At 62.9% G+C, this 1,322-nt stretch carries 3 protein-coding genes; 1 reads left to right on the top strand and 2 read right to left on the bottom strand.

The window, feature by feature from the left end; all coding sequences use genetic code 11:
- A partial coding sequence (locus tag ABT116_RS46940; protein ID WP_351647463.1) for an NAD(P)-binding protein occupies nucleotides 1-395 on the bottom strand: 395 nt, incomplete at its 3' end.
- 261 nt (nucleotides 396-656) lie between these two features.
- On the opposite strand from ABT116_RS46940, the gene ABT116_RS46935 reads away from it, so the two are divergent.
- Nucleotides 657-1,046 carry a hypothetical protein gene (locus tag ABT116_RS46935; protein ID WP_351647461.1) on the top strand — a complete coding sequence of 130 codons (390 nt, stop codon included), beginning with the start codon at nucleotides 657-659 and terminating at the stop codon, nucleotides 1,044-1,046.
- Nucleotides 1,047-1,053: 7 nt separating this feature from the next.
- On the opposite strand, the gene ABT116_RS46930 is transcribed toward ABT116_RS46935, so the two are convergent.
- Nucleotides 1,054-1,322, bottom strand: a 269-nt coding sequence (locus ABT116_RS46930; protein ID WP_351647459.1) for a response regulator transcription factor, incomplete at its 5' end; no start/stop codon positions are given.

Here is a 1,322-nt window from a genome sequence, read left to right as displayed (position 1 = left end):
CCACCGTCGGGGCGCACTCGCCACGTCGACGAAGCCTCGGCGAACGGTGCGCTCTGAACACGGGTATCGAAGGTGAACCCACTGCGTAGGTCGAAACGATCGGCAACGTGATCGAGGTAGGACAGGATCTCCGGTTGCGCGGCGTACTTCTCGCTCCAGTCCCACTCCTGTTGCAGCTCTTCGGAGAACGAGTAGGAGTAGTCGAAACTCTCGACGTCGCAGCGTGCGCCCGGGTAGCGGTTGAAATACCACGTGCCGCCCACTCCGGAGCCCGCTTCGAAGCCGTGGACACGCAACCCCTGCTCGCGAAGTCGGTGCATGGCGTACATGCCGGCGACGCCGGCGCCGATGACTACGACGTCGAGTGGTGCGGTGGAGAAGTCAGGATCGGTCATGGTGGTCACGCTACGAGTGGGTTGGTTGGCAGAGGAACGGGTTCTCCCGCTGGGTGGGCGGGCGAGGCGGGTTTGTCCACCGATCGGAGGACACCGATGTCGTCCGGCACTGGGACCGGTAGGCGGACAGACCTGAAGGGAATTGGGGGCCATAGTTGTCTCATCACCGAAACACACGGTCACCGAGACCGACCAATCGAGGAGAACATGATGAGCACCAACACAATTCGACCCGAAGCAATTTCCTTCTCCGGCCTCAGCATGGCAGCTCTGGTTGCCCGCGCCGCCGGTGCGAACACGGTGAAGTCGATAACCGACACATCCGTCACGACGGCGATGATCAGCAATTCGGGTCGCGGCGCCCTGTATCTGGTCGACGCGTCCAATCCGAACGGCGACTGGGTCGTCCCGCCGGCGGACTACATCCTCCCCAACACGAACGTCAACGTAGTCGCCACCAGTAAGAACCAGAACGACTTCCCCATCGTGCTCACGTACCGCTCCGACGACGGTGGAGTGTTCGTCTTCAGTGCCACCAATTCGAAGACCAGGGCAGATGTCGGCGGTACGTACGCCACCGACGACCACGACGTCACGGTGACGATGACCTCGGGTTACCCGGCCATGAATGTCACCTACGTGATCCGGTGACGCTTGCTCACTCCAACAGACCCTGTCGCATCGCAGCGGCGACGGCGGCGCCTCGATCGTTGACTCCGAGTTTCTCGTAGAGGCGCTGTACGTGGGTCTTGACAGTGGAGGGCGCGAGAAAGAGCTGTGCGGCGATGGCCGGGATGCTTGCGCCCTGCGCGATCAATCCGAGAACCTCACGTTCGCGGGCACTGAGCGTCGGACCGGAAGGTTCACTGCGACGCCGGACCTCCCCCACCAATCCGGCGGCGATGCTGGGCGGCAACACATCTCGGC

The sequence above is a fragment of the Streptomyces sp. NPDC002130 genome (assembly GCF_040296465.1).
Classification (GTDB): Bacteria; Actinomycetota; Actinomycetes; order Streptomycetales; family Streptomycetaceae; genus Streptomyces.
This window is presented reverse-complemented; position numbering and strand designations above follow the sequence as displayed.

Coding starts and splice junctions, on each gene's coding strand:
- ABT116_RS46935 (WP_351647461.1), top strand. CDS start 657: ATGGCAGCTCTGGTTGCCCGCGCCGCCGGTGCGAACACGGTGAAGTCG.